This is a genomic window from Micromonospora globispora, from assembly GCF_003857015.1.
In the GTDB taxonomy this organism is placed as follows: domain Bacteria; phylum Actinomycetota; class Actinomycetes; order Mycobacteriales; family Micromonosporaceae; genus Micromonospora; species Micromonospora globispora.
This window is the reverse complement of sequence record NZ_QGGF01000344.1, coordinates 1-26613: the sequence shown is the minus strand read 5'-3', so window position 1 is coordinate 26613 and position 26613 is coordinate 1. Positions and strand designations below refer to the sequence as shown.

The 26613-nt window shown below is 72.2% G+C and carries 24 protein-coding genes and 1 pseudogene; 13 read left to right on the top strand and 12 right to left on the bottom strand.

Annotated features, from left to right (window positions below; translation table 11 throughout):
- Positions 1–208: 208 nt before the first annotated feature.
- Positions 209–985, bottom strand: coding sequence for a M15 family metallopeptidase (locus DKL51_RS16935; protein WP_109948064.1), 777 nt, complete (start codon positions 983–985; stop codon positions 209–211).
- Between the two features lie 308 nt (positions 986–1293).
- On the opposite strand from DKL51_RS16935, the gene DKL51_RS16930 reads away from it, so the two are divergent.
- Together DKL51_RS16930 and DKL51_RS16925 are read left to right on the top strand one after the other, a co-directional pair.
- Positions 1294–1935, top strand: a complete 642-nt coding sequence (locus DKL51_RS16930; RefSeq protein ID WP_109948122.1) for a DUF6642 family protein — start codon at positions 1294–1296, stop codon at positions 1933–1935.
- 76 nt (positions 1936–2011) lie between these two features.
- On the top strand, positions 2012–2476 hold the full coding sequence (locus DKL51_RS16925; RefSeq protein WP_124812251.1) for a PPOX class F420-dependent oxidoreductase: 465 nt from the start codon (positions 2012–2014) through the stop codon (positions 2474–2476).
- A 6-nt stretch (positions 2477–2482) separates the two neighbouring features.
- Here DKL51_RS16925 and DKL51_RS16920 read toward each other — a convergent pair whose 3' ends face one another.
- Positions 2483–3124, bottom strand: coding sequence for an NAD(P)-dependent oxidoreductase (locus tag DKL51_RS16920; protein WP_124812250.1), 642 nt, complete (start codon positions 3122–3124; stop codon positions 2483–2485).
- A 138-nt stretch (positions 3125–3262) separates the two neighbouring features.
- Complete coding sequence (locus DKL51_RS16915; RefSeq protein ID WP_124812249.1) at positions 3263–4495, bottom strand: serine hydrolase domain-containing protein; 1233 nt, start codon at positions 4493–4495, stop codon at positions 3263–3265.
- Positions 4496–4560: 65 nt separating this feature from the next.
- Between DKL51_RS16915 and DKL51_RS16910 the strand changes: the two genes are divergently transcribed.
- The 4 genes from DKL51_RS16910 to DKL51_RS16895 all read left to right on the top strand — a co-directional run bounded on the left by DKL51_RS16910 (position 4561) and on the right by DKL51_RS16895 (position 7233).
- A complete protein-coding gene (locus DKL51_RS16910; protein ID WP_109948060.1) occupies positions 4561–5154 on the top strand; it encodes a pentapeptide repeat-containing protein in 594 nt (197 codons plus the stop codon).
- A 50-nt stretch (positions 5155–5204) separates the two neighbouring features.
- Positions 5205–5657, top strand: a complete 453-nt coding sequence (locus DKL51_RS16905; protein ID WP_109948059.1) for a pyridoxamine 5'-phosphate oxidase family protein — start codon at positions 5205–5207, stop codon at positions 5655–5657.
- Between the two features lie 154 nt (positions 5658–5811).
- A complete protein-coding gene (locus DKL51_RS16900; RefSeq protein WP_243420813.1) occupies positions 5812–6717 on the top strand; it encodes a hypothetical protein in 906 nt (301 codons plus the stop codon).
- A gap of 78 nt (positions 6718–6795) precedes the next feature.
- The gene (locus DKL51_RS16895) at positions 6796–7233 is read left to right on the top strand and encodes a nitroreductase family deazaflavin-dependent oxidoreductase (protein ID WP_109965679.1); all 438 of its coding nucleotides are present in this window, start codon (positions 6796–6798) and stop codon (positions 7231–7233) included.
- A 183-nt stretch (positions 7234–7416) separates the two neighbouring features.
- Here the strand turns inward: DKL51_RS16895 and dacB are convergent, their stop codons facing one another.
- Entirely contained in the window at positions 7417–9000 is a 1584-nt protein-coding gene (dacB, locus tag DKL51_RS16890) for a D-alanyl-D-alanine carboxypeptidase/D-alanyl-D-alanine endopeptidase (protein ID WP_124812248.1), read from the bottom strand.
- 354 nt (positions 9001–9354) lie between these two features.
- Here dacB and DKL51_RS16885 point away from each other — a divergent pair, with 354 nt between their 5' ends.
- Entirely contained in the window at positions 9355–9636 is a 282-nt protein-coding gene (locus DKL51_RS16885) for an iron-sulfur cluster biosynthesis family protein (protein ID WP_109965681.1), read from the top strand.
- 10 nt (positions 9637–9646) lie between these two features.
- Here the strand turns inward: DKL51_RS16885 and DKL51_RS16880 are convergent, their stop codons facing one another.
- Positions 9647–10750 carry a beta family protein gene (locus tag DKL51_RS16880; protein WP_185734825.1) on the bottom strand — a complete coding sequence of 368 codons (1104 nt, stop codon included), beginning with the start codon at positions 10748–10750 and terminating at the stop codon, positions 9647–9649.
- A gap of 88 nt (positions 10751–10838) precedes the next feature.
- On the opposite strand from DKL51_RS16880, the gene DKL51_RS16875 reads away from it, so the two are divergent.
- Positions 10839–11423 carry a YcxB family protein gene (locus tag DKL51_RS16875; protein WP_124812247.1) on the top strand — a complete coding sequence of 195 codons (585 nt, stop codon included), beginning with the start codon at positions 10839–10841 and terminating at the stop codon, positions 11421–11423.
- Positions 11424–11698: 275 nt separating this feature from the next.
- Positions 11699–12106: a cupin domain-containing protein gene (locus tag DKL51_RS16870; protein ID WP_109948119.1), complete on the top strand. Its 408-nt coding sequence runs from the start codon at positions 11699–11701 to the stop codon at positions 12104–12106.
- A gap of 127 nt (positions 12107–12233) precedes the next feature.
- Here DKL51_RS16870 and DKL51_RS16865 read toward each other — a convergent pair whose 3' ends face one another.
- On the bottom strand, positions 12234–13421 hold the full coding sequence (locus tag DKL51_RS16865) for a threonine synthase (RefSeq protein WP_124812246.1): 1188 nt from the start codon (positions 13419–13421) through the stop codon (positions 12234–12236).
- 8 nt (positions 13422–13429) lie between these two features.
- Positions 13430–14467 carry a DNA polymerase ligase N-terminal domain-containing protein gene (locus tag DKL51_RS16860; protein ID WP_124812245.1) on the bottom strand — a complete coding sequence of 346 codons (1038 nt, stop codon included), beginning with the start codon at positions 14465–14467 and terminating at the stop codon, positions 13430–13432.
- Between the two features lie 135 nt (positions 14468–14602).
- On the opposite strand from DKL51_RS16860, the gene DKL51_RS16855 reads away from it, so the two are divergent.
- The gene (locus DKL51_RS16855) at positions 14603–15388 is read left to right on the top strand and encodes an aldo/keto reductase (protein ID WP_124812244.1); all 786 of its coding nucleotides are present in this window, start codon (positions 14603–14605) and stop codon (positions 15386–15388) included.
- Between the two features lie 52 nt (positions 15389–15440).
- On the opposite strand, the gene DKL51_RS16850 is transcribed toward DKL51_RS16855, so the two are convergent.
- Positions 15441–16565 (bottom strand): glycoside hydrolase family 12 protein, encoded by a 1125-nt coding sequence (locus tag DKL51_RS16850; RefSeq protein ID WP_124812243.1) that lies wholly within the window; start codon positions 16563–16565, stop codon positions 15441–15443.
- A 260-nt stretch (positions 16566–16825) separates the two neighbouring features.
- On the opposite strand from DKL51_RS16850, the gene DKL51_RS16845 reads away from it, so the two are divergent.
- Together DKL51_RS16845 and ctaD are read left to right on the top strand one after the other, a co-directional pair.
- Complete coding sequence (locus DKL51_RS16845; RefSeq protein WP_109965684.1) at positions 16826–17932, top strand: FAD-dependent monooxygenase; 1107 nt, start codon at positions 16826–16828, stop codon at positions 17930–17932.
- Between the two features lie 141 nt (positions 17933–18073).
- Positions 18074–19831, top strand: coding sequence for an aa3-type cytochrome oxidase subunit I (ctaD, locus tag DKL51_RS16840; RefSeq protein ID WP_124812242.1), 1758 nt, complete (start codon positions 18074–18076; stop codon positions 19829–19831).
- Between the two features lie 372 nt (positions 19832–20203).
- Here the strand turns inward: ctaD and DKL51_RS16835 are convergent, their stop codons facing one another.
- Genes DKL51_RS16835 through DKL51_RS16820 form a run of 4 tightly spaced genes read right to left on the bottom strand, consistent with a single transcriptional unit; the run spans position 20204 to position 26060 of the window.
- Positions 20204–21442 carry an MFS transporter gene (locus DKL51_RS16835; RefSeq protein WP_124812252.1) on the bottom strand — a complete coding sequence of 413 codons (1239 nt, stop codon included), beginning with the start codon at positions 21440–21442 and terminating at the stop codon, positions 20204–20206.
- 39 nt (positions 21443–21481) lie between these two features.
- Positions 21482–22063 carry an isochorismatase family protein gene (locus DKL51_RS16830; RefSeq protein WP_124812241.1) on the bottom strand — a complete coding sequence of 194 codons (582 nt, stop codon included), beginning with the start codon at positions 22061–22063 and terminating at the stop codon, positions 21482–21484.
- A gap of 15 nt (positions 22064–22078) precedes the next feature.
- Positions 22079–23365, bottom strand: a complete 1287-nt coding sequence (locus tag DKL51_RS16825) for a nicotinate phosphoribosyltransferase (protein WP_124812240.1) — start codon at positions 23363–23365, stop codon at positions 22079–22081.
- Between the two features lie 16 nt (positions 23366–23381).
- Entirely contained in the window at positions 23382–26060 is a 2679-nt protein-coding gene (locus DKL51_RS16820; protein WP_124812239.1) for a LuxR C-terminal-related transcriptional regulator, read from the bottom strand.
- A 200-nt stretch (positions 26061–26260) separates the two neighbouring features.
- On the opposite strand from DKL51_RS16820, the pseudogene DKL51_RS16815 reads away from it, so the two are divergent.
- Positions 26261–26613: pseudogene (locus DKL51_RS16815) on the top strand (P-loop NTPase family protein); the annotation flags it as partial.

Below are 26613 nucleotides of genomic sequence, written 5' to 3'. Positions count from 1 at the left end.
TGGGCTTCGTTCGGCCGGTGGCACCCCCCGCCACCCGGCCGCGCTGGCCCCGGGCGAGCTGACTGCTCCGGGTCGCGGCGTGGCGTCAGGCACGCCGAGCCGGAGTGGTTGATCGGGGGCACGCCCGACAGCCCCGGGGAGGCATGACGGCGGCCCGGCGCCGGGGAGCCCCCACCCCTGCGCCGGGCCGCCGTCGATGTCCTCAGGGTCAGCGGACCCCGCAGTTCGGCGCGGACCAGCTCGTCGTGTTCGCCAGGCCGTCGCTGGTGTTCTCCCGGCGCGAGTCCACGTGCACGTGGTTGCTGTGGCCGGGGTAGCCGGGGCCGTAGATGCCGCTGAAGCCGTCGGACCGGGCTGCCCGCGCGACCTGGCAGAGGGTGGCGCCGCCGGAGACCACGTCGGCGGCGGTGCCGTAGAGGTGTTGGCTCTTCGACGCGCCCCCGACCTGCCGGTTGCAGGACGTGCTGCGGAAGCCACTGCGGACGTAGAGCGGCCGGTCGCCGAGCTTGTGGCGCAGGGCCTCCAGCTTCCACATGGTGCGGGTCGCATTGGCCTTGGTGCTGGTGGCCGAGAGCGGGCCCCCGCTGAACCCGCCCTGGCCGCACCCGCCGTCAAGTTCCCGGTAGCTGAAGTGGGCGGTCGAGCAGTCGTTGTCCTGCAACTGGTAGAGCTTGTTGAAGGTCTGGGGGCCGGCGACGCCGTCGGCGCGCAGGCCGTAGGCCGCCTGGAAGCGCTTCACCGCGGCGGTGGTCTCCGGTCCGTAGACGCCGTCGACGTGGACGACGCTCCGGTAGGCGGCCCAGCCCGCCACCCGGATCTGCAACTGGCGGACGTCGCTGCCGGAGCGGCCCTGGTAGAGGGTGCGTTGCCAGGTGTAGCAGCCGTCGGCGTGGGCCGCCGGCGCGGCAACCACCGTGGCGATCGCGGCCCCGGGCAGTGCCAGGGCGAACGCGACGGCCGCCCGTTTCAGGGTGTTGAGACGCACAGGATTCCTCCTGGAAGGAGAGTGATTGGGGTGGTCAGCAGGCCGTCGAGCCGGACGTCCTGTCCTCTCCACCCTGGCAGCCACCTGGGCGATTGGTGCGCAATAAGGAGAATCATCCTCGCAATCACTGGTTCCTGGGAAATTGCGGAAATCGCGAGACGTTCATTCCCACCGGAAGGCGTACTCGACCGGCCGGATGGGGCCAGAGGTGACGGAAACGGCCGTTCGAGGGCACCGAGGGTGATGCCGCCTCGTGACCCGCGACCGGTAACGTCTGCGCCGGGGCTCCACGGACGGGGGAGGTGCGCGTGGCGCGCGGTGGCGTGTTCTGCATCGAGGGTCAGTGGCACCGGGATCTCAACGAGCGTGGTTCCGTCCTGCCCACCCTCGAACTGCTCGAACGGCTCGGCCGGATCCGGTTCATCCACAAGGACGCGGCGACCCGCGACGAGCTCTTCTACTTCCTCGACCGCTGGCTGCTCAAGCAGTACGCCGACTACCGGGTCGGATTCTTCGCCATGCACGGCGAGCCGAGCCGGCTCTGCCTCACCGACTGGGACTCCGTCGAGCTCGCCGACGTCGCCGAACGGATGGCTGGCCGGTGCGAGGGGCGCCGGCTCTACTTCGGCAGCTGTTCGGTGCTGCGCGCCTCCGACGCCGCGCTGCGGGACTTCCTCGACGAGACCGGGGCGGCGCTGATCTGCGGGTTCACCCGGGACGTCGACTGGGTCGAGTCGGCCGCCTTCGAGACCGTGCTGCTCGACGTGCTCGCCAACGGTCAGCGGCACAACGCCGCCGAGCTGCGGATGGGCTCGGCGCACTGGGCGCCGCTGGCGTCGTACCTCGGTTTCCGGGTGATCTACGCCAACGGCCGGGCCTGGCGGCCGACGGCGCCGCCCCGGGTGCCGGCGCAGCCCTCGCCGCGCCGCGTCGCCGACCGCTCCCGCTGATCGCGGTCGGGCCTCCGCCCGTACGAGAGCCTGGGGGCCGCCGACCGGCGGGCGGATGGCCTGGTAGAACCGAGGAATGGCACGGACCATCGCGCGCAACACCCGGGTCGACCGCGACGCCCTGATCGAGTTCCTCCGCCCCCGGCACAAGGTCGTGCTGATGACCACCCGCTCCGACGGGCGGCCGCAGTCCTCCCCGGTCTCCTGCGGCGTGGACGGCGAGGGTCGGCTGGTGATCTCCACCTACCCGGAGCGGGCGAAGGTGGCCAACATCCGCCGCGACCCGCGGGTCTCGGCCTGCGTGCTCTCCGACGACTGGAACGGGCCGTGGGTGCAGGTCGACGGCACCGCCGAGGTGCTCGACCTGCCCGAGGCGCTGGAGCCGCTGGTGGAGTACTTCCGCAGCATCTCCGGCGAGCACCCGGACTGGGACGAGTACCGGGAGGCGATGGTCAAGCAGGGCAAGTCCCTGATCCGGGTCACCATCGACAGCTGGGGGCCGATCGCCATCGGCGGCTTCCCCGCCCGGCTGGCCGACTGAGCCCGCTCAGTACGCCGCGGTGAACCGCGCGTTGCTGAACCGCGGGTTCTCGACCTCGTCCACCACCGCGACGGCCAGATCCTCGTAGGTGAGCACCGAGCGGCCCTGGGCGTCCCTCACCGGATGATCCGTGCCCGTGCGGTAGTGGCCGGTCCGCTCGCCCGGGTGGAACTCGAGCGGCGGCGGGGAGAGGTACGTCCAGGTCACCCCGTCGGCAGCGGACTGGTAGCAGGCCAGGGCGTCGGCCTGCCCCAGCGCCGCGTCCCGGTACTCGTCGGGGAAGTCCGGCTCGTCCAGGTACGGGGTGCCCTTCGGGGTCAGCAGCGTCGCCCCGCCGCCGACATGGATGATCCGCGGCGGGTCGGGCAGCTCGCGCAGCGTACTGACCAGCGTCTGCGCGGCGTTCCGCCACAGCTCCCGCTCACCGCCGCCGATCGCCACCACGAAGACGTCGGCGTCCTCGGCCAGCTCCCGTACGCTGTGCGCCGACGTCGCGTCGCCGGTGACCGTACGCACACCGGCCGGCAGGTAGCTGGTCGCCTCCGGGCGGCGTACCGCCGCGGTGACCCGGTGACCCCGCTCGACCGCCTCGGCGGTGATCCGCGACCCCGCGGTGCCACCGGCGCCGAACACGACGATGTTGCTCATGGCCTGACCACCTCCCGCCGGACGTGCCTCGCACCCCAGGCTAGGGAGCCGGTCGGCGCGACGGTGGCGTAACGCCGATCCTGGCGGATGGTCCGACCGGCCCGCAGGTCGCCGCCACCGGCGACGGCCGGGGCCGGGTCAGTCGATCAGCGCGGAGTAGACGAGCTGGCGCAGCTGCGAGCGCAGCGGGTACGTGCTCGACGGCATGAGCTGGGTGAAGAGCAGGGCGGTGACCTCCTCCACCGGGTCCACCCAGAACGCGGTGCTGGCCAGGCCGCCCCAGTAGTACTCGCCCACGCTGCTCGGCACCCGGGCCGGGACCGGGTCCAGGACCACGGCGAAGCCGAGCCCGAAGCCGATGCCGTCGAGCACCGTCTCGGCGAAGCCCTCCGGGTTGAACGAGGCCAGGTCACGGTCACCGGGCAGGTGGTTGCGGGTCATGAAGCGCAGCGTCCGCGGCGCCAGCAGCCGTACGCCGTCCAGCTCGCCGCCGCGCAGCAGGAACTGGGTGAACCGGTGATAGTCGGCGGCCGTGGAGACCAGCCCGCCGCCCCCGGAGAACCAGCCCGGCTCGGCCAGCGCGTACCGGCCGATCGCGTCGGCGCGGACCGCCTGCCCGGTCGCCGGGTGCGGGGTGTAGAGGGCGGCCAGCCGCTTGGCGTCCGGCTCGTCGACCCACCACCGGGTGTCGGTCATGCCCAGCGGGCGCAGGATCCGCTCGGTGAAGAAGACGTCCAGGCTCTGCCCGGAGATCACCTCGACCAACCGGCCCAGCACGTCGGTGGCGACGCCGTAGTTCCAGCTCGAGCCGGGCTGGAAGAGCAGCGGCAGCCGGGCCATCCCGCGCGTCGCCTCCGCCAGGTCCGCGCCGGCCGGCACGCCCAGGTCGTACCCCGCCGCCCGGTAGAGGCCGTCGACCACCGTGCTCTGCGCGAAGCCGTACGTCAGGCCGGCGGTGTGGGTGAGCAGGTGCCAGACCCGGATCGGCTCCACTGCCGGCACCGTGTACGGCTTGAGCACCGAACCCTTGTCGTAGACCCGGACGTCGGCGAACTCCGGCAGCCAGCGGCTGATCGGGTCGTTCAGCTCGAACCGGCCCTCCTCCCAGAGCATCATCGCGGCGACCGACGTGATCGGCTTGGTCGTCGAGTAGATGCGCCAGAGGGTGTCCTGCTCGACCGGGGTGCCCGCCTCCCGGTCCCGCAGACCGTAGGTGGCGGAGTGGGCGATCTCGCCCCGGCGGGTGACGACGATCTGCCAGCCGGCGAGGCGGCCGTCGTCGACGTACCTGCCGAAGTGCTCGTCGATCCGCGCCAGCCGGGCGGGGTCGAAGCCGATACGGTCCGGGTCGATGCTCACTGCCACGCTCACGCCGGAAAACCTACTAGCCGGTACGCGTGCCGGGAAGTGTCGGCCACGACCACTAATCTGGCCCGATGCCTGAACCGACCGAGGACGTCACCTACCGTGACGAGGACTGGTACGCCGAAGAGCTGGTCGAGCGGCAGTTCGTCCGCTGCTCGTTCTTCCACGTGGACCTGACCGAGGCGATCAGTCAGGGGGCGGTCTTCACCGAGTGCGTCTTCGGCAACGTGGCGTTCAACGCGTCCCGGCACACCGACTCCGCGTTCACCCGCTGCACGTTCAAGCGGTGCAATCTGTTCGAGGCCGAGTTCATCGGCTGCAAGCTGGTCGGAAGCAGCTTCGACCAGTGCGACCTGCGCCCGTTGCGGATCAGCGGTGGTGACTGGTCGTTCGTCGCCCTGCCGGGCGCCGACCTGCGCGGGGTGCGCATCACCGACGTACGGATGCGCGAGGTCGACCTCACCGGCGTCAACCTCACCGGGGCGACGGTCACCGGCGTCGACCTCTCCGGCGCCCAGCTGCACAGCTCTCGGCTGGCCGGGGCGGACCTGCGGGGGAGTGACCTGACCGCGCTCGACCCGGTGGTGGTCGAGCGGGCGGGGGCGATCATCGACGCTGAGCAGGCGATCGTGGTGGCGCAGGCGCTGGGCTTCGAGCTCCGCTGACCAGCGAAAGATGTCGTGCCCTGTCAGGTTTGCCTGCCAGGCTGGCGGACATGGCATGGTGGTCCGACCTGGTCGACGAGGAACCCGAGTTCGCGGCGCGCGTTCGCGCCCGCTTTGCGGTACGCAAGCACGGCACGATGGCTACCCTGCGGCGGGACGGCTCGCCGCGGATCAGCGGTACGGAGTTCGACTTCTCCGATGACGGCCAGTTGCGGCTGGGCAGCATGGCCGGCGCGCTCAAGGCGCTGGACCTGCGGCGGGATCCCCGGGTCGCGCTGCACTGCCCGACGGAGGACAGCCCGGAGGACGACCCAGCCTCGTGGGGCGGCGACGCGAAGATCGCCGGCGTGGCGCACGAGGAGCCGCCGGGGGAGGACGGCTCGCACCGGTTCCGGATCGAACTGACCGAGGTGGTGCTGACCCGGGTCGGGGATCCACCGGACCATCTGGTCATCGAGAGCTGGCATCCCGTACGGGGGCTACGCCGCCGGGAGCGGCGCTGATCGATCGACGGACGCCCTCCGCTACCTCTTGGTAACGAAGTGGAAACGCCCACCCCCTCACATATGGCGCAACCGGGCCGGCCGGTGACAACGTGAGGCGGGGTCACGCACCGCCCGTCACGGCGGCCGGCAGCGGGTGGGAGTGGAGGTCTGGGTGGCGGAGGAAGACCGCGGGCGGGTCGGCGGCCGAGCAGCATTCCCCTGCGGCTACCGCCAGACCCGGACGGCGTTGCGCCGGATGGCCCGCGCCCGGCAGCGCCGCCGCTGGCTGGTCGAGGCCGTCGTCGCCGTCGCCTTCCTGACCGCCGTCGTCACGTACCTCGGCACCGAGCAGCACTCCGGCCCCCGCGAGGAGACCGCGGTCATCCCCGGGCCGCCCGACAGAGGGCGGCCGGCGCTCCCGTCCCGGGGCGTCGAACCGCCGGGTGCGGACGCGGTCACGCCCGGGCTCCAACCCCGGCAGCGGCCGCCGTCGCCGAGCCCCTCACCGACCCCCTCGCCGTCGAAGCCGGCCGCCGGACCGCAGCTCACCGTGAGCCGGGGCGAGGTGCCCGCGCTGGTCGACCTCACCGCCGTCGGCACCGTCGACTGGGTCCACTGGGGACTCCTCGGCGCCGACACGCCCGTCCGGAAGCGGAACGGATCGGGGGAGATCCGCGACGAGGGCGGCCGCGGCGACCGGGACAGCTACAGCAACAACCCGGAGGCCTACGCCTGGCGCGACGGCACCCCCGTCCAGTCGGCCAGCGGCACCACCTCCGGGGTCTACACCTGCGACGAGGGAAACGGCTTCGTGCTCACCGTGGCCGGCAACGGTGAGCTGCGCACCGTACGGCTCTACGCAGGCCTCTGGATGGCCCGGGGGCGGCTCGACGTCCGGCTCTCCACCGGCGGGCCGACCAGCACCCTGCGGATGGAGGACCCGCACACCGAGCAGACCGCCGAGTTCACCATCCGGTTCCGGGCGCCCAGGGGCGCGAAGCTGCTGATGACCTGGACGGTCGAGGAATCCTTCGGCGACTGCGGCAACGTCGGCGTCCAGGCGGTCGCGCTGCGCTGACGGTCGGTTCGTCCGGTGCCGTACGCCCGGCGGGAGTAGCGTGGGCCGAGCGGTCGGCCGACAATCCGGGAGGGACAGATGACGGCGAGCGAGCAGGTGCTGGACAGCCCCGAGGGCTGGGTCGCCGAGCACATCAGACGGTACGTCGAGACCGACGGCGCGGAAGGCCACGAGTGGCGTCCCGGCATCTACACGTTGCTGCTCACCACCCGTGGCCGGCGTACCGGCAAGCTGCGCCGCACCGCGCTGATCTACGGCCGCGACGGCGACGACTACCTGGTGGTCGCCTCGCAGGGCGGCGCCCCGGAGCACCCGGCCTGGTACCTCAACCTGCTCGCCGACCCCGAGGTGCAGGTCCAGGTCGGCGCGGAGAAGTTCACCGCCCGGGCCCGTACCGCCGGGCCGGAGGAGAAGCCGCGGATGTGGCGCACCATGACGGCGACCTGGCCGGCGTACGACGACTACCAGCGCAAGACCGACCGGGAGATCCCGGTGGTGGTGCTGGAACGGATCTGACCGCCCGCGGGTGTCGACCCGGCGGCCCGCCCGACGCAGAATCGGTGCAGGCCCTGCGCCGAGCAGCCGGCGCACACATCGGGGACGGACCCGTGACCGCGTTTGCGCTCGCCCACCTGCGCACCCCGCAGCTCAACGACGACATCTTCGAGTACCTGGAGAAGATCCAGGCGACCGGCGCGGTCAGCAGACGATCGGCTTCACCCAGGAGCATTCCATCCCTTCGGGCACCCGGGGCACCTCCGGCGCCGTCGGCACCGCGAGCCGCGCGGCGGTGGTGCCCTTCTCGGTGTACGACGCCAGCGCGATCGCGATCTGGTCCTCCAGTCCCTTCACCGAGGAGGTCAGGTAGTTGTTCAGCACGATCGAGAAGGCCAGCAGGTGGCCGTCGGCGTCGGTGACGTAGCCGGAGAGGCTGGACGCCCCGGTCAGGCTGCCGGTCTTCGCGTGCACGTTGTTCGCCGCCGCCGTACCGCGCATCCGGCTGCGCAGCGTCCCGCCGACGAAGCGCTCGGCGTTGCCGGCGATCGGCAGGGCGGCGTACCAGGTGTCGAACCACGGTTCGGCGCGGACCGCGGAGAGCAAGGATACGAACTCGGCCGGCGGGATCATGTTGCGCCGGGAGAGCCCGGAGCCGTCCCGCTGGCGCAGGGTTCCGGTGTTCATCCCGTTGTCGCCGATGTACGTGCTGATCGCGGTGAGGCCGGCGGACCAGGTGCCCGAGCCGGAGAGGACCCGGCCGAGCTCCTTGGTCAGCACCTCCGCGTGGCCGTTGTTGGAGAGCTTCAGGAACGGCACCATCAGGTCGGCCAGGGTCATCGAGTCGTGCCGCGCGACCGGCGTGGCGTCGGCGGGGGTCGCCTGGCCGAGGACGGTCCGGCCGAGCACCCGTACGCCGTGCCGGCGCAGTGCCGACCGGAAGATGTCGGCGGCGTAGCCGGTCGGCTCCCACACCGTCATCCAGTCGTTCTCCGGGGTCTCGCCGACCGCGATCTGCCCGGTCACCACGATGGTGTTGCCGCCGTGCTCGCGCTCGAAGGAGATCGTGGTGTCGCCGTCGGTGACCGTCTCCGCCCGGTTGTCGATCCGCAGGTAGCTGTTGGGCGGGGTCATCGTGATCACCGGCGGCGTGCCGGGGTCGGCGGCCGGGGCGGCGTGCACGATCACGGTGCCGGCGTCGTAGTCGGTGTCCGGTGCCACGGTCAGGGCGGAGACCTGGGCGGCGTAGTAGTAGGACTCGTCGTCCCAGGTCCAATCCGGACCCAGCCGGGTGTTGTCGTAGCGGGTGTCGTCGGCGACCAGGTTGCCCGTCACCACTCGTACGCCGTCGGCCGCGACCTGGGCGGCGAGCTCGTCGTAGTCCATCGCCAGCATTGTCGGGTCGCCGCCACCGCGCAGGTAGAGGTTGCCCGAGAGCAACCCGGCCCGGCGCGGGCCGCTGCTGGAGACGTCCGTGATGAAGCGGTGGCCCGGGCCGAGCAGTTCCATCGCCGCGGTCGAGGTGAGCAGCTTGGTGTTGGAGGCGGGCACCAGCCGACGGTCACCGTTGCGGTTGTAGAGGGTCTGCCCGGTGGTGGTGTCGACGACGACCACGCCGGCCTGGGCCGCGGCCAGCCGGGAGTCGGCGAGGACGGCGTCGATGGTGGCGTCCAGCTGGGCCTGGGCCGGGGTGGGTGACTCGGCCGTGGCGGTGGGCGCGCCGGCGGTGGCCGCGGTGGCGACCAGGACCAGCACCGCCAGCGCCCGGGGAAAGAGACGACGATGCATGCGTCGATGCTGCCATGGAGGTTTCCTCCGGGAAACCCTCTGGAGCGAAACTAATTTCCACAATCCGTCGGGGTCTGCCCGGCCCTGGTGGACGCCGGTGGCGACAGACCTCCGCCGCCGCGGTGAATCCGCTCGATTACCCGTTGCCGACCCGAACATGTCCGCTCGGCGGTACCCGGATCGACTGACCCCGCTCTATTTGACGGATGCTCCGGCAGGGGGCACCGTAGGCCGTGAGGGGCGTTCGAGCTGCCCTGTTCTGCACGGCGAACACCGATTCGCCTCCCTGGGCTGAGGCCCGGCCGACGAATGGCCGCGCCGGCCGGCCCCGAATCCGACACGAGGAGTCCCACCATGCTGACCATGACCGAAAACGCGGTGATGGTGATCCGTGACCTCGCCCTCCAGCAGGACGTCGCCGAGGGCGGCGGGCTGCGCATCGCGGCCGACACCGACGCCGGCTCGCTCTCCATCGAGCTGGTTGAGCAGCCGGTGCAGGGCGACCAGGTGCTCGACAACCAGGGCGCCCGGATCTTCCTCGACGCCGACGCCGCCGAACTGCTCAACGACACCTCCGTCGACGCGACCGTCGACGACGAGGGGATCGTCCAGTTCGGGTTCACCGAGAAGGACTGACCACCGCCGCTCAGCCGGCGCGGCGCGTCTCGCCGCCCCGGTTCGGCCGGCCGGAGCGTCCCCGTTCCGGCGTGTCGTCGCCGCCGCGCCACGGTCCGGGTCGCTGCTCCCGGCTCGGCCGCAGCAGTGCGCCCAGCACATGTGCCAGGTGGTGGGAGGTGCTCCAGGCCACCCAGTTCGTCGGCGAGCCCGTGCCGGCCACCCGCCGGGCCCGCCGCAGGATCTCGTGGTCACCCCAGGAGAACCCCGCCCCGGCGGTCGGCCAGTGCGCCGCTCCCACCAGGGTCCGGCACAGGTCCGTGAAGCGCTCGTCGCCCCGGCCGCCCCGGCGCGACCAGCGGTAGATCCACCACGCCCCGTCCGCGGTGTAGCGCAGCGTGGGCAGCCGGTCGCCCGGCCCGTCGGAGCCCGGCACCGCGCAGCCGACCCCGTAGTCGCCGTACCCGACGCCGAGATCGGCCAGCCGCTGCCAGAGCTGCCAGTCGAAGCGGTCGAGGCGTACCGGCTCGTCGGTGGGCAGGCGGGACAGCGTCGGCGGCATCCCGCCCGCCGCCAGGGTCACCGACCGCCAGGCGTGTCGCCGGGCCCACTCCAGCAGTCGCCGCACCCGTGGTTCGGCCAGCCGCACGTCCGCCGGGCAGCAGACGTCACCGGCGTCCACCAGCAGGTCGCACTGCTCCGGGACCAGCCGGGCCTGCCGCCACACCCGTTCCACCGCGGTGGTCGTCGCGTCCGAGCCCGCCCGGTCCAGCCCGGTCCGCAGCCGGACCACCGCCCGTCCGGCGTACGCCCGGGCCGCCACGCCGTGCGCCACCAGCCGGCGGTCGCTCTCCGCCAGCCCGATCACCGGTACCAGGGGTACGCCCCAGCGGACCAGCTCGGTCTCCGGCACATCGGGCAGGGTCGAAACGTCGACGGCCGGGAGCAGCCCGGCCGGGAGTCGGCTGACCAGGTCCACGATGCACCGATCGACCGTGCAGAGGTCGAGGATCGGAGCGAGCAGCGGAAGGGCGGCGCCGTCGAGATGGGCCAGTGCTTCCAGCTCACCCCGGCGGCCGACCAGAATGGGGCGGTAGACCGGTTCTGCCGCCCGACCGCCGTGGGCGGGCACCATACTTCAGCCTAGCGAGACATTCGCATGGATCACAGGTCCTCGCGGATCGGGGCTCGTGCGGAGCCGGTTTTCCCTATGCTTTCGCACCATGTCCGCCGACGCGCCCGCCGCCCAGCCCGTGCTGCTCGAGTACACCCTCACCGCAGACGACCTCGTCGACGGGCTCACCGCCGCCCACCGGGTGGTGCGCCGCCCGTGGTACCTGCGCCAGCTCGCTCCACTCGTCACGGCCGCTGTCGTGCTCGTCGTCGTGGCGAGGACGGCCCTCGCCGGCGACGGCACCCCCACCATGTGGATCGCGCTGGCCGTCGCCGTGGCGATCCTCCTGCTGCTGACCGCCGGGATGAGCCGGCTGCTGCGCCGGCTCGCCGATCCGGCGAAGCTCACCTACCGCTGGTCCGCCCGACAGATGATCCGCGGCAATCCCGGACTGGCCCAGCCGCTGCGCGTGGCGGTCGGCGCCGACGGGTTGCACATCGTCGCGGCGGGCGGCGAGACGACCGCGCGCTGGGCCCAGCACCCGTACCACGTGGAGACGCCGAGGTCGTTCGTCCTGCTCGCCTCCGACCGGCTCGGCGCCGGCGTGCTCGTGCTGCCGAAACGGGCGATCGGGGAGACGGACGCGGCGGGATTGCGGGCACTGCTGAGTGCGCACACCGGCCGACTCGGCTGATTGTCCGGTGGATATGCCGGTGGCGGGAACCTCCGCGCACACGAGCGCACGGCGCCGCTCGACCGTAGTCGTAACGTCGCCGCGCTCTGGCCGTCTCCCACCATCGCAGCCGTACGGCGGTACGACAACGGGGACCTGGCTCAACCGGTCTGACCTGCACCGGTCTTGGGGGTCCAGATGCCCGTCTGGAAGGGATCCAAACCACGGATCTGTGGGGAATTCCATCATTTGACAGTCCCGGCGTGACCGTGGGCGGGACCGGGTATGTGGCCAGCATGGAGCATTTCACGATCGCGACCGTCGCCGAGAAGAGCCCTGACTTCCGCCGGGTGCTCTGGACCGGCGAGCACACCCAGCTGGTCATCATGACCATCCCGCCGGGTGGCGAGATCGGCGAAGAGGTCCACGAGGACATCGACCAGATCCTGACCTTCGTCAGCGGCACCGGTGAGGCCAGGGTGGCCGGTGAGAAGAAGGAGGTCGTCGCCGGCGACCTGGTGGCCGTACCGGCCGGCACGAAGCACAACTTCGTCAACGCCGGCCCCAACCCGCTGGTGCTCTACACCGTCTACGGCCCGCCTGAGCACGCCGACCAGGCCGTGCACCGGACCAAGGAGGAGGCCGACGCGGCGGAGGCCGCCGGCCAGGACGAGCCCCCGACCGCCAGCGGCCATACGGTCTGAAAGCGACCGTTCCGGGTACCCGGGCCGGGTGCCCCAGCCGCAGATCTCCGACTACGGCTTCATCTCTTGGCGCCGAGCGATCAGCGCCGCCTGGCCTCTGACCGACCCGACCACCGGCTAGCGTCGGTCACACCACCGGTACGTCGGACACGTCGACCGTCTCCGGGTACTTGATGCCGGCGCCGGTGTTGAGCACCACCACCCGCTCACCGGACCGGATCCAGCCACCCGCCCGCAGGTGCCGGGCGGCGGAGAGGCAGGCCGCCCCCTCCGGGCAGAGCAGCAGCCCCTCCCGGGCGGCGAAGTCGCGCAGGTCGGCCAGGATCTCCGCGTCGTCCACCGCGATCGCGGTGCCGCCGCTCTCCCGCAGGGCGGCCAGGATCAGCTCGTCGCCGAGCGGTGACGGCACGGTGATGCCGTACGCGACGGTGTGCGCGTCTGGCCACGGCGTCGCCCGCTGCTCCCCGGCGGCGAACGCCTTGACGATCGGCGCGCAGCCGGTGGACTGCACCGCCACCAGCCGCGGCAGCCGGTCCTCCACCCAGCCCAGCTCGCGCAGCTCGTGCAGCGCCTTGTGGATGCCGATCAGGCCGACGCCGCCACCCGTCGGGTAGATGATCACGTCGGGCACCTGCCAGCCGAGCTGCTCGACGATCTCGTACCCCATGGTCTTCTTGCCCTCGAGCCGGTAGGGCTCGCGCAGCGTGCCGGCGTCGAAGATCCGCCCGCCGGACTCGGCGACCAGCGCCGCGATCCACCGGCCCGCGTCGCTGATCAGGCCGTCGACCAGCCGCAGGTCGGCCCCGGCGGCCCGGCACTCGCGGCGGCAGATGCTCGGCGCGGAAAGCGGCATCGCGATGGTCGCGCCCATCCCGGCCCGGGCCGCGTACGTCGCCCACGCCGCGCCGGCGTTGCCGTTGGTCGGCATGGCGATCCGCTCGACGCCCAGCTCACGAGCCCGGCTCACGCCGACCGCCGCGCCGCGCGCCTTGAACGAGCCGGTCGGGGTCAGCCCCTCGTCCTTGACGATCAGGTCGGGGATGCCGATCTCGGTGCCGTACGCCGGGGCGCGCAGCAGCGGCGTCCAGCCCTCACCCAACGTGGTGACGAACCGGGGATCGGTCACCGGGAGCAGCTCCCGGTAGCGCCACAGGTCGGCGGGGCGGAGCCCGAACTGCTCGGGGGGCACCGACGCGGCCACCGCGGCCAGGTCGTAGCGGACCAGCAGCGGCGAGCCGCAGCCGCAGAGGTTCTGCAACTTCTCCGCCGGATGCTCGGCACCGCAGCGGGGGCAGTCCAGGTGCGTGAGGTACACGATGCTCCTCAGCTCGTGTCGATGCTCAGCCAGCGCCGGCTGCGCCGGCCCGGCTCGTACGGAGAGTCGAGGTGCTTCGCCACGACTCCGGGGAGCCCCTGTTCGCGAGCGGTCCGCAGGGCGTCGGCGCCGACTCCCGGGAACCAGGGCGGCGTCTGCCAGTGGGGGCCGGCGAGCCCCATGCCGTCGAGCAGCTCCCGGCGCTGCGCGTACGGCACGTCGGTGCTGGTCACGCCCTCCAGCCAGAGCAGGTCGAAGACGAGGAACTGGGCGTCCGGGCCGCCCCGGGCGGTCGGCCGCTTGACCCGGCCCGCGGCGTCGATGCGGACCAGCACGCCGTCCAGGACCGCCTCCGTCGGGGCCAGCTCCTCGGCCAGGTCCCGCAGCCACGGGTACGCCCCGGTGATGTCCTCGTCGGTCTCCGACAGCAGCCGCAGCCGGCCCCCGGAGACGTACGCCATCGCCCGGACGCCGTCCCAGCGCAGCTCGTAGCCCCACTCGCCCTCGTCCTTCGGCAGCTTGCCGGCCGGGGTGGGGTGCATCGGTCGGACCAGCTCCGGCATGCTGGTCCAGCCGGGCGGGGCGGGGTCGGTGCGGCGGACCATCCAATCCCGGGCACCGGTGGCGAAGAGCACGTAGCGGCCCTGGGTCCGCTTCCCGTCGAGCACGACGATCACCTCGTCGTCGCGCCACTTCTCCGCCTGGTACGTCCCGGTGTCGTGGATGGTCATCTTCCCGCCGCCGTACTCGCCGGCCGGGATCTCGCCGTGGAACGTCAGGTATTCCATCGGGTGGTCCTCGGTGTGCACGGCGAGGTGGTTGCGGCCGGGCTCCCGGGGCAGCCCGCGCGGCACCGCCCAGGAGGCCAGCACCCCCTGGTGCTCCAGCCGGAGATCCCAGTGCAGGCTGCGGGCGTGGTGCTGCTGGATGACGAAGCGGGCCTTGCGGCGGCCGGCCCGTCCACGGGCGGGCGGGCGTTCGGGCACCGGTTCCGGGGTACGCCTCGCGTCCCGCTTGCGCCGGTACTCCTCCAGCCGGTCAGCCACCCCCGCATTGTCCGGCACACCGGGGTGGTCCGCAGGACGTCGTGGGATGGTTCGTCCTGTTCGTAGGCTTATCGACGGGCTGCTGCGGCGCCGGGTCGGAGCATGGCCGGGGCGATCAGGGGTAGAACTGCCGCCATGACCACCGCTGAACAGCCCACCGTCCCGCTCTCCGGCGACGTCCGGATGCCGCTGCTCGGGTTCGGCACCTGGCAGGCCACCGGGCAGGCCGGCTACGAGGCGGTGCTCGCCGCCCTCGACGCCGGCTACCGGCACATCGACACCGCCACCATGTACGGCAACGAGAAGGAGGTGGGGCGGGCGGTCAAGGAGAGCGGACTGCGCCGGGAGGACATCTTCATCACCACGAAGCTGCCCCCCGAGCGGGTGGGCCGGGAGCGGGAGACCATCGAGGCGAGCCTGCGCGCCCTCGACACCGACTACGTCGACCTCTGGCTGGTCCACTGGCCGCCCTCGTCGCCGAGCGACAGCATCCCGGTGTGGCGGGAGATGCTCGCCGCCCGGGACGAGAACCTGGCCCGGACGGTCGGGGTGAGCAACTACGGCATCAGCGAGATCGACGAGCTGATCCAGGCCACCGAGGAGACCCCCGCGGTCAACCAGATCCGCTGGGGCCCGACGCTGTACAACCGGCAGACCCACATGGCGCACCGGGACCGCGGCGTGGTGCTGGAGGGGTACAGCCCGTTCAAGACCACCGACCTGTCCGATCCGGTGCTGGTACGGATCGCCGCGGCGCACGACGTGTCGCCGGCCCAGGTGGTGCTCCGCTGGCACATCGACCACGAGATCGTGGTGATTCCCAAGTCGGTCACCCCGGACCGGATCCGGGCCAACGCCGACGTCTTCCGCTTCTCGCTGACCGCCGAGGAGATGCGCGACATCGACGCGCTGGGCAGCTGAGCGTGGCCACGACGAGGGGCGCGATCGCCGGATCGCGCCCCTCGTCGTCAGGTCAGGCCCTGCTGCAGGCCACCCCGTTGAGCGTGAAGCTGGTCGGGGAGGAGTAGGACCCCCTCAGCGTCCCCTGGTAGCCGAAGCTGGTCGAGCCGCCCGGTGTCAGCGTCCCGTTGTAGCTGACGTTCTTCGCGGTCACCGCCGACCCGCTCTGGGTCACCGTGGCGTTCCAGGCGCTGGTGATCTGCTGTCCGGTGGGCAGGTTGTAGGTCATCGTCCAGCCGCCGGCCGTCGTGGTGCCCGTGTTGGTGATCACCACGTCGGCGGTGAAGCCGTTGTCCCAGACGCTGGTCGGCGTGTACTTCACCGAGCACGCCGTGCCGCTCGGCGACGGGCTGGAGGTGGTCGGCGGGGTGGTCGTACCGCCGGTCCGGACGTCCTGCGAGAAGGTGTTCACCGCCAGGCCGACGCCGCCCTGCCAGGGCTCGAAGCCGGCCTGGATGCTGGTCAGGTACCAGTCGCTGGTGATCGCGCCGCGGTTGCGGCTGTCGTTGATGAAGTCCATGACGTCGAAGCTCATGCCGGGGATCGCCGAGGGCGCGACGTACGAGATGACGTTGTTCTGCCCGTTGCTGCCCCGCCAGACCTCCCAGCCCCGGCCGGCGAGGGTGGTGGTGCCCACCGGGGAGCCGATCGGCTGGATCGCGCCCTGCCGGTTGAGCCAGATCATGATCTCCATCTGGTTCACCCCGTCCTTCTTGGGCGTGGGGTCGAGCCAGATGTCGTACGAGGCGTCGTAGATCGCGCCGCTGACGTAGTTGTAGCTGATGCTGCTCGGCGCGCTGCTGATCTGCTTGACCTGGACCGGCAGGTTGGTGCCCGGCGAGCAGTTCGTGTAGTGGCAGCCCACGAAGATCGACGGGTAGGAGATTGGCGCGCCCTTGGTGGGTGCCACGCCGTCCTGGCGGGTGATCGAGAAGCCGGTGGAGGTCACGTTGATGCACTGCTGGGCGCTGGTGCCCCAGCGGTTGTTCTGCACGACGTATCTGCTGCCGATGACCGTCGAACCGAACTTTTCGCAGATCTGGGTGTCGGCGGAGGCGTTGCCGCCGAGGATGACGGCGACGATCGAGCCGGCGGCCAGCAGGCCGGCGGCCGCGATGGCCCTCAATGGACGCTTCATGATGCTCCTTGGCTTCGGCGCGGGGGTGCCGGATACGTGTCGGGGGGATACGGCCGGGAGCGCTCCAAGGTTCAATTGGATACATTTATATGATTGAAAGCCTTGCGCAACACGACCGGTTGAACGGAAGCGCCGGACAGATTTTTCGCTTACCGGGAGGGGCGAACCCGGCGAACCGTTCGGCTCTGGTGTCCGTCGGTAGCGCCGAGTAATGTCTTGCCTCCAACGCGTTCCGAACCCCTCCGGAGGCGTACACCACGATGGGTGGTTCCCCCCTGCGCATCCTCGTCGTCGGCGCGGGCATCGCGGGTCTCGCCGTGGCCCGGGCGCTGCGGCTGGCGGGGTTCCGGCCCGACGTCACCGAGAAGCTGCCGCCCACCGAGCTGGTGGACACCGGCCTCTACCTGCCCGGCAACGCGGCCCGCGCGCTCCGCCGGCTGGACCTGGACGGCCCGGTGCGTCCGCTCGGTCGGGTGATCCACCGGCAGCGCTTCCTCGACGCCGCCGGGGCGCCGCTCTGCGAGGTCGACCTCGACGCCCTCTGGGCCGGCGTGGGGGAGTGCCGGGCGCTGTCCTGGGCCGAACTGCACCGGGTGCTGCTCACCGGGGCGGGCGGCGCCGTCCGGCACGGCGCCGAGCTCAGCGCCGTCGAGCTGCAGCCGGGTCGGGTCTCGGTCGGCTTCACCGACGGCACCTCCGGCGAGTACGACCTGGTCGTCGGCGCCGACGGACCCCGCTCGGCGGTCCGCACCCTGGCCGCGCTCGGCGGCCCGCCGCGCCCCGCCGGTCAGGTCGTCTACCGGAGCGTGGTCCGTGGCGGCCCCCGGATCGCCGACTGGACCGCCCTGCTCGGCCAGCGGTCCGGCTTCCTGATGGTGCCGATCGGCGCCGGCCGGCTGTACTGCTACGCCGACGAGGCCGGCACCGTACCGCCCGCCGACCCGCTGACCCGGCTCGGCGAGCTGTTCGGCGACTACGGCGGCCCGGTTCCCGACGTGCTGGGGACGCTGGACCAGGTGCACGTCAGCGTCACCGAGGAGATCGAACTGGGGCGCTGGTTCCACGGGCGGGTACTGCTCATCGGTGACGCGGCCCACGCCACCGCCCCGACCCTCTCCCAGGGAGCGGCGATGGCGCTGGAGGACGCCGTCGTGCTCGCCGAGTCGCTGCGGGCCGCCGGCAGCGTCGACGCCGCGCTGTTGGCGTACGAGAGTCGCCGGCGGCCGCGTACCCGGTGGGTGCGGGACCGGACCCGGGACCGCAACCGGACCCGGGACGTGCCGCCCGCGCTGCGCGATCCGCTGCTGCGCGGCCGCGGCGGCCGGATCTTCCAGGAGCACTACCGGCTTCTGGTGGACCCGCTGTGAGCGCGGCGCCGGAGCGGCGGTGATCGTAGCGGGCCACCCCGAGCGGCGGTGCCACCTACCGGGGACTATCCTCCTTGCGGATGACGGCTCGCAGATAAATAACGCGTGCCGAGCGGGACAACCGAGAACCGGAGGCCACTCGTGACCACCGTCGCACCCAAGCCGGTCGTGACCCGGCCCTGGCCGGTCCGAGAGCCGGTCAAGGGGTCGGCAATCGCACGGCTGCTGCGCACCACGGACGCGAAGCAGATCGGGATCATGTACATGGTCACCGCGTTCGTGTTCTTCATGATCGGCGGCTTCATGGCGCTGCTCATGCGCGCCGAGCTGGCGCGACCGGGCCTGCAGTTCCTGTCGCCCGAGCAGTACAACCAGCTCTTCACCATGCACGGCACGATCATGCTGCTGTTCTTCGCGACGCCGATCGTGTTCGCCTTCGCGAACTACGTGGTGCCGCTGCAGATCGGCGCGCCCGACGTGTCGTTCCCCCGGCTCAACTCCTTCGCCTACTGGCTGTACCTCTTCGGCGGCACCATGGCCACGGCCGGCTTCATCGCCCCGGGCGGCGCGGCCGACTTCGGCTGGACGGCGTACACGCCGCTGAGCACGAGCGCGCACTCGCCGGGCGTCGGCGCGAACATGTGGGTGGTCGGCCTGGCCATCTCCGGTCTGGGCACCATCCTCGGCGCGGTCAACATGATCACCACGATCCTGACCCTGCGCGCCCCCGGCATGACCATGTTCCGGATGCCGATCTTCACCTGGAACATGCTGGTCACCAGCCTGCTGGCGATCCTGGTCTTCCCGCTGCTGGCCGCCGCGCTCTTCGCGCTGGCCGCGGACCGGCTGATCGGCGCCCACGTGTACGACCCGGCCACCGGTGGCCCGATGCTCTGGCAGCACCTCTTCTGGTTCTTCGGGCACCCCGAGGTCTACATCATCGCGCTGCCGTTCTTCGGCATCATCACCGAGGTCATCCCGGTGTTCTCCCGGAAGCCGATCTTCGGTTACAAGGGCTTGGTCGCCGCGACCATCTCGATCGCCGCCCTGTCGATGAGCGTGTGGGCGCACCACATGTTCGCCACCGGCCAGGTGCTGCTGCCGTTCTTCAGCTTCCTCAGCTACCTGATCGCCGTGCCGACCGGTATGAAGTTCTTCAACTGGATCGGCACCATGTGGCGGGGGCAGATCAGCTTCGAGACGCCGATGCTCTTCGCCATCGGCTTCCTGGTGACCTTCCTCTTCGGTGGTCTGACCGGTGTGCTGCTCGCCAGCCCGCCGATCGACTTCCACGTGACCGACTCGTACTTCGTGGTGGCGCACTTCCACTACGTGCTCTTCGGCACGATCGTGTTCGCCGTCTTCGCCGGCATCTACTTCTGGTTCCCGAAGATGTTCGGCCGGATGCTCGACGAGCGGCTCGGCAAGGTGCACTTCTGGCTGACCATGATCGGCTTCCACACCACGTTCCTGGTGCAGCACTGGCTGGGCAACGAGGGCATGCCCCGCCGGTACGCCGACTACCTGCCCAGCGACGGCTTCACCGCGCTGAACACGGTCTCCACCATCGGCGCGTTCATCACCGGTATCTCGACCCTGCCGTTCATCTGGAACTGCTGGAAGTCGTACAAGACCGGCCCGGTGGTCGAGGTCGACGACCCGTGGGGTCACGGCAACTCGCTGGAGTGGGCGACCAGCTGCCCGCCGCCGCTGCGGAACTTCGACCGGATGCCGCGGATCCGCTCCGAGCGGCCGGCCTTCGACCTCAAGTTCCCGGAGCTGGCCGCCGGTCAGACCCTGGCCGGCCCGCCGGAGGGCGGCGCCAAGCCGCTGACCAGTGAGTCCAACGGTGGCGCCAGCTACCTGGAGGACACCTCCGGCAACCTCGATCAGCGCTGACGCTCCACCACACCGCGCAGACGGGCGCCGCACCCCCTCGGGTGCGGCGCCCGTCGCGTTTCGTCCGCTTCCCCTCCCCGGCCTGGTCCGCAACTTCGGGAAGCTGCCGGCTCCCGCTCATAGGAGGCCACAACTTCCCGGAAGTTGCGCCGACTCCTGGCCGGCAGGCCGGTGGCGCTCGCCGGTGGCTGGCTGGAGGTAGCGGCGGCCAGGGCGAGCAGCCTCTGCAGCGATATACCTCCCAGGCATGGTTATGACTGAGCGGTATATCGCTGCCCGGGCATGCATGGGCGAGACGGCCGACACGCCCGACGTCCAGCCGTCTCTTGGGCGCGGCTGAGCGTCAGGTGGTGGCGAGAGCCGCGGCCGGTGTCAGGTGGTGGCGGTGGCCAGCTCGGGCGCGGGAGCGGCGGGAGCCGCCTCGCGGCGGTGGCGCAGTTCGACCGGGAGCACCGCCAGGGCGACGAGCACCCCGATCGCGCCGGTGACCGCGAACCCCCAGAGCGGGCGGGAGTGGTCGATCACCGCACCGGCGAGCGGAGCGCCGAGCGCGATGCCGACCGTCACCGCGGAGCCGTGCAGGCCCATGGCCTCGCCGCGTACCTCGGCCGGGGCCAGCCGGCTGACCGCGTCGGAGGTGGCGGCGATGGTGGGCGCACAGAGCGCCCCGGCCGGTACGAGCGCCAGGCAGAGCAGCCACCAGTGCGACCCGCCCAACCCGACCGGGATGGTGCAGAGGCTGAGCACGGCCATCAGCGCCAGCGGCGAGAACGACCGGCTGACCGCCCCGTACGCGAAGCCGCCGACCAGCGACGCCACCGCCCACATGGCCAGGACGACGCCCGTCCAGCCGACCTCGCCGCTGGCCCGCAGCACGGCGACCACGGCGACGTCGGTGCCGCCGAGCACCAGGGTGGCGGCGAGGCTCACCGCGAGCACGGCGAGCAGCCGGGGGGTGACCCATTCGCGCCGGGACACCTTGCGCTGCGGGCCGGCCGGCTCGTCGGCGCTGCGGGTGGGCGGGTTCAGCAGCCAGAACACGACGCCGGAGGCGACGATCCCGGCGCCGACCGCCCACAGGGTGATCCGCGGCGAGATGGCGGTGGCCAGCGCCACGGCCAGCGCCGGGCCGACCATGAACGACAGCTCCACCGACATCGAGTCCAGCGCGTACGCCGGGCGGCGGCGGTCGGCCGGCACCAGCGCGGCGACCGACTGGCGGACCACCGAGAAGACCGGCAGGGCGAGCAGCGCGGCCAGGAACGCGGCTGGCAGCAGGACCGGGTAGGAGAGCGCCGGGGCGCTGGCCCAGAAGAGCGCCTCGGCGACCGTGGTCAGGGCGAGCACGGGCCGCAGGCCGCGCTGGTCCACCAGCCGGCCGAGCAGTGGCGCGCCGACCGCAGCGCCGACGGTCAGCGCGGCGCCGACCAGGCCGGCGGCGCCGTACCCCCGGTCGAGGTCGAGCACGACGTAGAAGGTGAGCGTCACCCCGGTCGCGGTCAGCGGAATGCGCGCCAGCACCGAGACCAGCAGCAGCGACCGGAGACCGGGCAGGGCGAGCGCCTCCCGGTAAGGCTTCAAGTTCACGACGGTCCGTACCTCCCGCGCAATCCTCGACGGGAGGTACGACAGCCGCAACCAATTACCTGGTCAAGCGGTCCTGATCACAGGCTTGCCGACCATGGTCACTCCGCCGCCCTCCATCCCCCGCAGCGCCACGTCGAGCGTGTCCGGCGCGACGGCGGCGGTCAGGTCGAGCAGCACGGTGGTGTCGAAGCCCTCCTCGGCGGAGTCCAGGGCGGTGGCCCGGACGCAGTGGTCGGTGGCGATCCCGACCACGTCGACCCGGTCCACCCCGTGGCGGCGCAGCCAGTCGGCCAGGCACTCGCCGTCGTCGGCGTGCCCCTCGAAGCCGGAGTACGCGGCCGCGTGCTCGCCCTTGTGGAAGATCGCCTCCACCCGTCCGGTCGCCAGGTCCGGGTGGAACTCCGAGCCCGGGGTGCCGACCACGCAGTGCCGGGGCCAGGAGTTGACGTAGTCCGGCGGGTTGCCGAAGTGCGGGCCCGGGTCGATGTGGTAGTCCTTCGTGGCGACCACGTGGTCCCACCGGTCCGGCGCCACGGCGAGCAGCCGGGAGATACCGGCCGCCACGCCGGCCCCGCCCGCTACGGCGAGGGAGCCGCCCTCGCAGAAGTCGTTCTGCACGTCCACGATGATCAAGGCGTTGCTCATCCGGGCGGTCCCTTCTCAGCTAGCGGGTACGACGGTCACCGGAACGGCCGGATCGCCACCGGAGAGCTTCAGGCCCTCCCAGGGGATGGAGATCAGGCACTGCCGCAGGTGTTCGCGGGACTCGTCCAGGGTCGGCAGGGCGACCGGCTCGCCGTCGATGACGAACGAGCGCTGCAGCAGCCGGTCGTTGGGCTGCCGGTCCGGTACGCCCTGCGGCACGATGACCTCCTCGGTGGCGGTGCCGGTCGGCTTGTGCCGGCGTACCGCGACCTTACGGCCGCCGATGGTGGCCTTGTGCTCGGAACGCTTGACCACGGGCCGCCCCTCCACCTCGACCAGCTTGTAGACCAGGCCGGCGGTGGGCGCTCCGGAGCCGGTCACCACGGCGGTGCCGGCGCCGTACATGTCGACCGGCTCGGCGGCGAGGGTGGCGATGGAGTACTCGTCCAGGTCGCCGGAAACGATGATCTTGGTCTCGGTGGCGCCGAGCGAGTCGAGCAGCTCCCGCGACTGCTGGGCGATGACCGTCAGGTCACCGGAGTCGATCCGGATCGCCCGCAGCTCCGGCCCGGCCACCTCGATGGCGTTCCGAATGCCCTGGCTGATGTCGTACGTGTCGACCAGCAGCGTGGTGTCCTTGCCCAGCGTGGCGACCTGCGACGCGAACGCCGTCCTCTCGTCGTCGTGCAGCAGGGTGAACGCGTGCGCGGCGGTGCCGGCGGTCGGGATGCCGTACCGCTGGCCGGCGGCGAGGTTGGAGGTGAACCGGAAGCCGGCCAGGTACGCCGCCCGGGCCGCGGCCACCGCCGCCTCCTCGTGGGCTCGGCGAGAGCCCATCTCGATCAGCGCCCGGCCGCGGGCCGCGGTGACCATCCGGGCGGCCGCCGCGGCGACCGCGCAGTCGTGGCTGAGCACCGACAGCACCAGCGTCTCCAGCACCACGCACTCGGCGAAGCTCCCCGAGACGGTCAGGATCGGGGAGCCGGGGAAGAAGAGCTCACCCTCGGCGTACCCGTCGATGTCGCCGGTGAAGCGGTAGTTGGTCAGCCACTCGGCGGCCCGGTCGTCCACCACCCCGGTACGGCGGAGGAAGTCCACCTCCTCGGGGTCGAACCGGAAGTCGCGAATCAAGTCGATCAGTCGCCCGGTGCCGGCGACCACGCCGTAGCGGCGGCCCGCCGGCAGCCGACGGGTGAAGACCTCGAAGACGCACCGCCGGTCGGCGGTGCCGTCCCGCAGGGCGGCGCTCACCATGGTCAGCTCGTAGTGGTCGGTCAGCAGTGCGGGGCGAAGGGTTCTCACCGGTCCAGCCTAGAGTTCAGCCGGAATTCCCGCCGTCGTGGCCCGGCATCGATCGCAGGGCCGCCCGCAGTTCCGTCCGCCCGGCCACGCCGAGCTTGCTGTAGACGCGTTGCAGGTGGTTCTCCACCGTCCGGGTGGACAGGTAGAGCCGGTCCGCGATGGCCGGGCTGGTGGCGCCGTCGGCGGCGAGCCGGGCCACCTCCCACTCGCGGTCGGTCAGCGCCGGCTGGAGCAGCCGCAACGCCGGCGTGGAGATCTGGTCGCAGCGGCCCAGCAGGGCGGCGAGCCGGTCCCGCGCCGCGGCGGTCGACGCGGCACGACGGCGGCCGAGCCGGTGCAGGGCCAGTGCGGCCGCCTCGGCGGCGAAGACGACGAGATCCCGTGCGGCGAAGTCGTCGGCGACCGCCAGCAGCTCGGCGGGGGAGTCCTCGACGGCCGCGCGGGCGTACCGGGCGAGCAGCGGCGGCAGCGCCCCGTCGACCCGTTCGGAGAGGTCGGCCAGGCGCTGCGCCACCGTACGCCGGCCGCCGTCGGTGCAGGTCGGGCCGACCGGGGCGGCGGCCTGGTCCAGCCGGACCAGGTCGAACAGGACCAGCACCTCGTGACCGGCGAGGCCGTCCTCCCGGAGCCGGTCGGCGAGCGCGCAGAGGTGCTTGGTGGCGCCGGCCAGGTCGCCGCCGGCCGCGTACACCGCGCTGCGGGCCTGCTCCAACCAGGGGTAGAGCACCGCCATCCCAGGGGAGTGGGTCCGGTCCGCCTCGGCCATCGCCTCCGCGGCGTGCGCCGGGTCGCCGCGCAGCGCCGCCGCCTGGGCGCGCTCGGCGTGCGCCAGCCCGGCGTACACCCGGCTGGTGGCCAGCACCGCGCAGGCGTCGAGGCTGGTCTTGAGCGCCTCGTCGCTCTGCCCGCGCAGCCGCGCCGCGTACGCCCGGAGGATGGCCAGGTAGCCGGTGCCGAGCCGGAAGTCGCCGGCGCCCGCGAGGTCGGCGAACTCGTCGGCCACGATCGCGTCGATGCCGGCGAGGTCGCCGGAGAGGGTGAGCCGGGTGCCCCGGGCGAGCTCCATCGCGAGCTGGAGGTACGGCATGTCGCCCCGCCACCGGGCCGCCTCGGCCTGCACCCGCGCGATCGCGGTCGTGCTGCGCCGGTACCGTCCCTGCGCGGCGTGCAGGTGGGCGATGGTGCACCGGGCCAGTTCCCGGGCGGCCACCGAGGAGGCCGGCCGGTCCAGCACCGCCTGGGCGAGCCGCAGCGCGGCAGGGGTGTCCATCCGGTGCAGCCGCATGATGGCCTCGAAGGCGCGCATGCGGGCCCGGTCGGTGGGGTCGGTCAGCTCCTCGGCCCGGGCGGCGATCTCCTCCACGGTGGACTCGTGGCTGAGCCCCCAGTAGCTGACCATGCCGCGTACCGTCAGCCAGCGGCTGCGCCGCCCGTCGGAGCGGATCTCCCCGGCGACCGCGTCGAGGACCCGGATCGCCTCGTCCGGTCGGTCGCCGAACATCAGGATGGTGGCGAGCAGCTCGGCGGCGTCGAACCCGCCGTCGGCCTCCAGCGCCGCCCGGGCCAGCCGGGTCGCCAGCGGCACGTCGTACCGGCCGAAGGCCTGCGCCGCCGCGTCGAGCAGCAGGGCGGGATCCTGCGCGGTGCCGGAGTCCAGCCGCCACACGGCCACCCGGAGCAGGTCGTCGCGGCGGCGCTTGCCCACCTGCTCCAGCAGTTCGGCCAGCGTCGCCTGCAACCGGCGGGTGCGGCTCACCGGGCACTGCCGGCGCATCACCTCGCCGTAGAGCGGGTGGGCCAGCCGGACGTCCAGCCGCCGGTCGTCGCGGACGAGGCTGATCAGGCCGCGCTCCTCGGCGGTCTCCACGTCGGCCGGGTCCACCGCCTGCTCCAGCAGTTGCAGGCCGAGCGGCTCCCCGAACGCGACCAGCTCGACCACCGACCGTACGCCGGGGGTGAGCTGGCCGATCCGGACGTCGATCAGGTCGGTCAGGCTCGGCGCCAGCTCCAGCCGGCCGGTCCACTGCCAGATCCCGTACGTGCGGGTCAGCTCGCCGCCACCGACGGCGGCCAGCACCAGCTCGCGCAGCAGCAGCGGGTTGCCGGCGGAGAGCCGGAACAGCCGCTCGGCCGATCCGGCGTCGACCGGAGCGTCCAGAATGGCGGCGAGCAGCCCGGTGGTGTCGGCGGGACCGAGCGGCCCCAGTTCGACCAGCTCGACCAGGTCGTCCGTCCAGAGGGCGCGGATGGGCAGCGGGATCTGCTCGCCGTTGCGCAGGGTGCCGATGACGGTGGCGTTCTCCGCCCGGGCGATCAGGTGCACCAGCGCGGCCGACGGCGGGTCGAGCAGGTGCGCGTCGTCGATCGCCAGCACGATCGGTCGACCGGCGGCCTCCTCCTGCAGGACGTCCACCGCCCAGCGCAGCACGCCGGCCGGGGAGAGGCCCGGTGGCTGCTCGCCAGGAAGCACCTGGACCAGCCCGCCGAACGGCAGGGCGGCGGTGGTGGCGCTGGCCGAGACCGACCAGATCGCGTACCGGTCGGTGGGGAGGGTGGCGACGCCTTCCCGGAGCAGCCGGCTCTTGCCGACCCCGGCGCTGCCACTGAACAGCAGTCCGCGGCCCTCGGGGCCGCCGACCGCCGACAACAGACGGTTGAGTTCGTCCGTTCGGCCGACGAAGTCCCACCGACTCATCCGAGCAGCATATCGGCGAGAATCGGGCGGCGAGTACACCGTTACTCACCGAAGTTGAGTAATCTGATGATTACTGGTGAGTATCCGAAGTGTTTTGCCGGGGACGGTCTCCGCCCGTAGTCTTCCGGCATCCGGGTGCCACCACCGGATGTCCTTCGCGACCGGACCGCAACCCGGTCGCCCTACCGGGAGGCCGCCTGATGAAGCCGGGTCCTCTCCACGCGGTCGACGTGCCCGACGACGCGGACGGGTCGACCGTCGAACTGCCCCGCGGTGGATTCCTGCCGATCCGGCTCGGCGTGACCACCCCGAACCCCGATGACCCGCTGGCCGTGGTCGCCGCCGGCCCGGCCGGTGCGGGCCGCCGCGAGGTGCTCGCCGGCCTGCTCGAACTGGACCCCGCGATGCTCGCCGTGCCGGCCGGCAGTTGCCTCGTGGTCAGCCACGCCCGGGTGCCCACCCGCGCCGCCTACGTGCCGGGCTACCGCCAGCCGCACTCGTACGGCGCGGACCCCGCGGCGGCCGGCCCGGCGCGGGGTCCGCGCCGTACGAG

Excerpts from the sequence above, each read along its gene's own strand:
- DKL51_RS16845 (WP_109965684.1), top strand. The coding sequence starts at position 16,826 with ATGGGTGGTTCCCCCCTGCGCATCCTCGTCGTCGGCGCGGGCATCGCG.
- DKL51_RS16895 (WP_109965679.1), top strand. The coding sequence starts at position 6,796 with ATGACGGCGAGCGAGCAGGTGCTGGACAGCCCCGAGGGCTGGGTCGCC.
- DKL51_RS16910 (WP_109948060.1), top strand. The coding sequence starts at position 4,561 with ATGCCTGAACCGACCGAGGACGTCACCTACCGTGACGAGGACTGGTAC.
- DKL51_RS16870 (WP_109948119.1), top strand. The coding sequence starts at position 11,699 with ATGGAGCATTTCACGATCGCGACCGTCGCCGAGAAGAGCCCTGACTTC.
- DKL51_RS16880 (WP_185734825.1), bottom strand. The coding sequence starts at position 10,750 with ATGGTGCCCGCCCACGGCGGTCGGGCGGCAGAACCGGTCTACCGCCCC.
- DKL51_RS16830 (WP_124812241.1), bottom strand. The coding sequence starts at position 22,063 with ATGAGCAACGCCTTGATCATCGTGGACGTGCAGAACGACTTCTGCGAG.
- DKL51_RS16905 (WP_109948059.1), top strand. The coding sequence starts at position 5,205 with ATGGCATGGTGGTCCGACCTGGTCGACGAGGAACCCGAGTTCGCGGCG.
- DKL51_RS16885 (WP_109965681.1), top strand. The coding sequence starts at position 9,355 with ATGCTGACCATGACCGAAAACGCGGTGATGGTGATCCGTGACCTCGCC.
- DKL51_RS16920 (WP_124812250.1), bottom strand. The coding sequence starts at position 3,124 with ATGAGCAACATCGTCGTGTTCGGCGCCGGTGGCACCGCGGGGTCGCGG.
- DKL51_RS16855 (WP_124812244.1), top strand. The coding sequence starts at position 14,603 with ATGACCACCGCTGAACAGCCCACCGTCCCGCTCTCCGGCGACGTCCGG.
- DKL51_RS16875 (WP_124812247.1), top strand. The coding sequence starts at position 10,839 with ATGTCCGCCGACGCGCCCGCCGCCCAGCCCGTGCTGCTCGAGTACACC.
- DKL51_RS16820 (WP_124812239.1), bottom strand. The coding sequence starts at position 26,060 with ATGAGTCGGTGGGACTTCGTCGGCCGAACGGACGAACTCAACCGTCTG.
- dacB (WP_124812248.1), bottom strand. The coding sequence starts at position 9,000 with ATGCATCGTCGTCTCTTTCCCCGGGCGCTGGCGGTGCTGGTCCTGGTC.
- DKL51_RS16850 (WP_124812243.1), bottom strand. The coding sequence starts at position 16,565 with ATGAAGCGTCCATTGAGGGCCATCGCGGCCGCCGGCCTGCTGGCCGCC.
- DKL51_RS16925 (WP_124812251.1), top strand. The coding sequence starts at position 2,012 with ATGGCACGGACCATCGCGCGCAACACCCGGGTCGACCGCGACGCCCTG.